At 67.9% G+C, this 4,748-nt stretch carries 5 protein-coding genes; 2 read left to right on the forward strand and 3 right to left on the reverse strand.

Annotated features, from left to right (window positions below):
• Positions 1-81: 81 nt before the first annotated feature.
• The 3 genes from ALII_RS0112990 to ALII_RS0113000 all read right to left on the reverse strand — a co-directional run bounded on the left by ALII_RS0112990 (position 82) and on the right by ALII_RS0113000 (position 2,766).
• Positions 82-927, reverse strand: coding sequence for an alpha/beta hydrolase (locus tag ALII_RS0112990; RefSeq protein ID WP_024587740.1), 846 nt, complete (start codon positions 925-927; stop codon positions 82-84).
• Positions 928-985: 58 nt separating this feature from the next.
• A complete protein-coding gene (locus ALII_RS0112995) occupies positions 986-1,750 on the reverse strand; it encodes a tellurite resistance TerB family protein (protein WP_024587741.1) in 765 nt (254 codons plus the stop codon).
• Positions 1,751-1,842: 92 nt separating this feature from the next.
• On the reverse strand, positions 1,843-2,766 hold the full coding sequence (locus ALII_RS0113000) for a rhodanese-related sulfurtransferase (RefSeq protein WP_024587742.1): 924 nt from the start codon (positions 2,764-2,766) through the stop codon (positions 1,843-1,845).
• 100 nt (positions 2,767-2,866) lie between these two features.
• On the opposite strand from ALII_RS0113000, the gene ALII_RS0113005 reads away from it, so the two are divergent.
• Entirely contained in the window at positions 2,867-3,724 is an 858-nt protein-coding gene (locus ALII_RS0113005; protein ID WP_024587743.1) for an N-acetylmuramidase domain-containing protein, read from the forward strand.
• Positions 3,725-3,772: 48 nt separating this feature from the next.
• Positions 3,773-4,414, forward strand: a complete 642-nt coding sequence (locus ALII_RS0113010) for a 2-dehydro-3-deoxy-phosphogluconate aldolase (protein WP_024587744.1) — start codon at positions 3,773-3,775, stop codon at positions 4,412-4,414.
• Positions 4,415-4,748 lie beyond the last annotated feature (334 nt).

The raw sequence follows: 4,748 nt of genomic DNA on the forward strand, positions 1-4,748 counted from the left end.
CTCCCTCCCCCTTGTGGGGAGGGATAAAGGGTGGGGGTCACTTCAGAAAAATGGCTCCCTCGACACCTCACCGCCCAACCCCTAACACCCCGGCCGCCCTGCCCGCTCCCTGACAAACCCGCTGATATCCGCGAGCGTCGGCGCCTGCCCGCGCAGGGGCGATGCAATGGCCCCGACGATGTTGATATGCCCGACCCCATCATAAATCCGCAGTTCCGCCCGGTTGCCGGCCGCCTGCAACGCGCGCGCCAGGTCGCGGCTGTCCTTTGCCGCGACCGTACGATCCGACGAGCCGTGCAGCAGAAGCGTTGCCGGAGCACGCCCACCTGCGAAATTGATCGGCTGGCTCTGGTCGCGCGTCGCTTCGGGGAAAATCCGCCGGTAGCGCTCGCTCGTCAGCGGCAGGAAATCATAGGGCCCCGCGATCCCGACGAAGCCGGAAATTATGCCGCACGCCGCGCCGCCGAGATACCGGTCGTCGAGCGCGATGAGCGCCCCGATCTGCGCCCCTGCCGAATGACCGACGACCACGACCGGCCGGCCACCGGCGACGTCGCGGCGGATCGCGGTCACGGCGCGCGCGGCATCCTCGACGAAATCGGGAAAGCGGACTTCGGGATAGAGCCGGTAATCGGGAATGGCAGCGACGAAGCCCTGCTCGGCCAGCGCGTTGCCGACGAAGCGATACATCGACCTGTCGCCGCTCGACCAGGCGCCGCCGTAGAGGAACACCACCACCGGCGCGTCGGCCCGGGCACCGACCGGCCTGTAGACGTCATAGCGCTGGCGCGGCCCCTGCCCGTAGGCAAGCCCCGTCTCCACCGCGACGGCGTCGGTGTTCGACATCGAATTGACGACCCCGACCGCGCCACCACAACCGGGCAGCACGATCAGGACGGCGAAGAGCAGGAAACGGAGGCAGGACATGGGCACCGCGGCTGGAAAATGGTCTCCCAGCAACGGTGCGAACGCCCTCAAAGTTTCGTCAGACCTTCACGCTCGCGACATTCGCCTCGATGTGATCGACGAGTGCGTCCGGCAGATTGAGCCGGCCGGCCAACTGGTCGAGATAGCCGCGTTCGGCGCGCGAATCCGGATCGATGGTCAGCCGCGACGCGGTATAGATCTCCACCCGCTGCTCCTCGCTTTGCGCCTCGCGCACGATGTCGTCGAGATCGACCGGCTTGTTCAGTTCCGCCAGCAGGAACTGCTCGGCCTCGGCATCGACGCCGGCATCGCCGAGCCGCCCCGCAATCTTCGCGCGCTCCGCCTCGTCGATATGGCCATCGGCGCGCGCCGCCGCGATCATCGCCCGCACGATGGTCAGCGCAAAGGCATCTTCGCCCTGCGGCGCGCGAGCGGGATGGAACGGCGTGTCGGAAGGCGGCGGCAGGAGTTCAGGCTCACGTCCCGCCGGCGTGGCCGTCTGCGGCTGCTGGCCCTTCTGATAGTCGGTATAGGCCTTGTAGGCGAGGCCGGCGATAGCCGCCATGCCGCCGATCTTGATCGCCGAGCCGCCGAGCTTGCGCCCCTTGCCCGAAAGAAGAAGCCCGGCCAGAGCCGCCGTCGCCATCGGATTGTCCTTGGCGAGCTGGCCGATCTTGCCCATGCCGCCGCCGCTCGCAAGCCCGCCCAAGCCGCCGCCGGCAAGCCCACCCAAGCCGCCGCCGGCAAGCCCGCCCAGACCGCCCTTGGAGAGGGAACCTGACGAGCCCAAAAGGCCGTCGATGAGCTTCTTCGGGTCGAACATCGGCTTCTCCTCATCTCTCTTTTGCCATTGCGGCAGTCGAGATTAGCTAGGGGCCGACCCCGGCTTTTGCAATGCGGGCGGGCGAAAAGCCCTCAGCCGCCGATATGCCGCGCGCCCGTTGCCTTCGCCCGCTCCACCTGCCGCTGCCGTTCGGCATAGCGCTCGCGGTCGGCCTCGGATCGCTCGTCATGGCAAGCGGCGCAGGCAATTCCCTCGACGAAGAGCGGCGACGCCCTGTCGTCGGGCGTCAGCGGCCGCCGGCAGGCGCGGCAAAGCTCCGCATCGCCCTCGCGCAATCCGTGCCCGACGGCCACGCGCTCGTCGAAGACGAAGCACTGCCCCTGCCAGCGGCTCGCCTCTTCCGGCACCTCTTCCAGATAGCGCAATATGCCGCCCTTGAGATGGTAGACCTCGCCGAGCCCGATCGACTTCGCATAGGCCGTCGCCTTTTCGCAGCGAATGCCGCCGGTGCAGAACATCGCCAGCTTCTTGCCCTCCAGCGCCGCGCGATTGGCCTCCAGCCAGTCGGGAAATTCGCGAAAGCTCACCGTCTTCGGATCGAGCGCCCGCTCGAACGTGCCGAGCCCGACCTCGTAATCGTTGCGCGTGTCGATCACCACCGTGTCCGGATCGGCGATCAGCGCGTTCCAGTCGCCCGGCTCGACATAGGTGCCCGCGTCGCGCTCCGGGTCGATCCCGCCCACGCCCATCGTCACGATCTCGGCCTTGAGCCGCACCTTCATCCGGTGAAACGGCATCTCGCGCGCGCTCGAATATTTGACGTCGAGCCCGGTCAGCGCCGGCATCGCATCGAGATGCGCAACGAGCGCGTCGATCGCCTCGGGCGTTCCGGCGACCGTGCCGTTGATCCCCTCTTGCGCCAGAAGCAGCGTACCCCTGATGCCGCGCTCCGTGCAGAAAGCGGCGAGCGGCGCGCGCATCTCCCGCCAGTCGGGCAGACGGGCGAAACGGTAGAGCGCGGCGACCTTGATCGGCATGTCGTGAGCAGCGTGCATCGCGCGCAGATAATCCGTCCCGACGAGACGCGCAACGAACTTATCCCCCTCCATGAAATCGAGAGGAAAATATCCCTCCCCCATCGAAGAGGATATGCCCATGCTCGATCCCGAAATCCGCGCCGCACTCATCAATGTGGCTAGCGCCTTCGACCTCGACCCCGCCACGCTCGCCGCCGTCGCTTCGGTCGAAAGCAACCTCGTCTCCCACGCCATGATCGACGGACACGCCGAACCCCTGATCCGCTTCGAGGGTCACTATTTCGACCGCCGCCTGTCCGCCGCCGCGCAGGCCGAAGCCCGCGCCGCCGGCCTCGCCTCGCCCAATGCAGGGGCGATCCGCACCCCCGCCTCGCAGGCCGCCCGCTGGGCACTGCTCGCACGCGCTCGGTCCATCGACGCCCGCGCGGCCGACGAATCCACCTCCTGGGGCATGGGCCAGGTCATGGGCGCGCATTGGGCGTGGCTCGGTTTCGGCTCGGTCGGCGCGCTCGTCGCCGAAGCCCGTTCGGGCGCGGAAGGCCAGTTGCGCCTGATGGCGCGCTACATCGAAAAGGCCGGCCTCGCCGCAGCCCTTTCCCGCCGCGACTGGCCCGCCTTCGCCCGCGGCTACAACGGCCCCGGCTTCGCGCGCAACGCCTATGACGTCAAGCTCGCATCCGCCCATGCGCGCTTTGCAAGGCTCGACTGGACGGCCGGCGACGGGGTCTTGCGGCGCGGCGATCGCGGCACGGACGTCGCCGCCCTGCAACGTCTTCTCGCCGCCAACGGCGCTGACCTCGCGATCGACGGCATGTTCGGCCCGCTCACGCAATCCGCTCTTCGCACCTTCCAGTCACGGCGCGGCCTGCCCGCCACCGGCATCGCCGACGCTGCGACGATGGCCGCGCTGGCAGCACGGCGGATCACGCCTGGCGGGTTGCTCCAGGCGCTCATTTCGCTATTCAGGTCAGGGTGACTTCCCCGTCGCAGCCGTGCTAAATCGGTTGAAAAAGGAGATTGCGTCATGGCGACATCACAGGCCGAGCGGCTTCGCGCCCTCATCGGAACCCAGCCCGTCATTCCGGTCGTGCGGATCGACGAGCTTGCCCGTGCGGTCCCGATGGCCAAGGCGCTCGTCGCGGGCGGGCTGCCCGCGATCGAGGTGACGCTCCGTACGCCGGTCGCGCTTGATGCGATCCGCCTCATCATCGACGAGGTGCCGGGCGCAATCGTCGGCGCCGGCACGATCCTCGATGCGCGCCAGTTCGATGCCGCCGAAAAGGCCGGCGCGAAATTCATCGTCAGCCCCGGCACGACGCAGGAACTATTGGACGCTGCGCGCACCGCCGCCACGCCCCTCCTGCCGGGTGCGATCACGCCGAGCGAGATCATGGCGATGCGCGAGGAAGGCTACGGCTTCCTGAAGTTCTTCCCCGCCGAACAGTCGGGCGGCGCGCCGTTCCTCAAGGCCATCTCCGCCCCCATCCCCGACATGCTGTTCTGCCCCACCGGCGGCGTCTCGCCGTCAAACGTCGCAACCTGGCTCGGCCTCCCCAACGTCGCCTGCGTCGGCGGCTCCTGGGTCGTCCCGGATGCAGCCGTCAAGGCCGGCGATTGGGCCGAGGTGGAGCGCCTGTCGCGCGAGGCCGCGGCGCTGCGGGCGTAGTCCAAAGCCCTGCACGTCAACGAACCGCCGGACGGTTTTTCCGAAGTGACCCCCACCCTTTATCCCTCCCCACAAGGGGGAGGGAGTCGCAAGCGTCGCCCATGACCTTCGATGCACCACCTGGCTTGACCGATCAGGCGCAACGCAGACGCCCTCCCTCCCCCTTGTGGAGAGGGATAAAGGGTGGGGGTCACTTCATGCAAAAACAAAAACGGCAGCCACTCCCACTGCCCTTCCAATTCATCATACCACGTGGCGTCGTCCTAGGCTGAAGATCAGGCGCAACGCTGACGACCTCCCTCCCCCTTGTGGGGAGGGATAAAGGGTGGGGGTC

It is taken from the genome of Aliihoeflea sp. 2WW, from assembly GCF_000497755.1.
Lineage (GTDB): Bacteria > Pseudomonadota > Alphaproteobacteria > Rhizobiales > Rhizobiaceae > Aliihoeflea.

Bases quoted from the DNA above. Each gene is read 5' to 3' on its own strand.
- ALII_RS0113000 (WP_024587742.1), bottom strand. From the start codon at position 2,766: ATGCACGCTGCTCACGACATGCCGATCAAGGTCGCCGCGCTCTACCGT.
- ALII_RS0113010 (WP_024587744.1), top strand. From the start codon at position 3,773: ATGGCGACATCACAGGCCGAGCGGCTTCGCGCCCTCATCGGAACCCAG.
- ALII_RS0113005 (WP_024587743.1), top strand. From the start codon at position 2,867: ATGCTCGATCCCGAAATCCGCGCCGCACTCATCAATGTGGCTAGCGCC.
- ALII_RS0112995 (WP_024587741.1), bottom strand. From the start codon at position 1,750: ATGTTCGACCCGAAGAAGCTCATCGACGGCCTTTTGGGCTCGTCAGGT.
- ALII_RS0112990 (WP_024587740.1), bottom strand. From the start codon at position 927: ATGTCCTGCCTCCGTTTCCTGCTCTTCGCCGTCCTGATCGTGCTGCCC.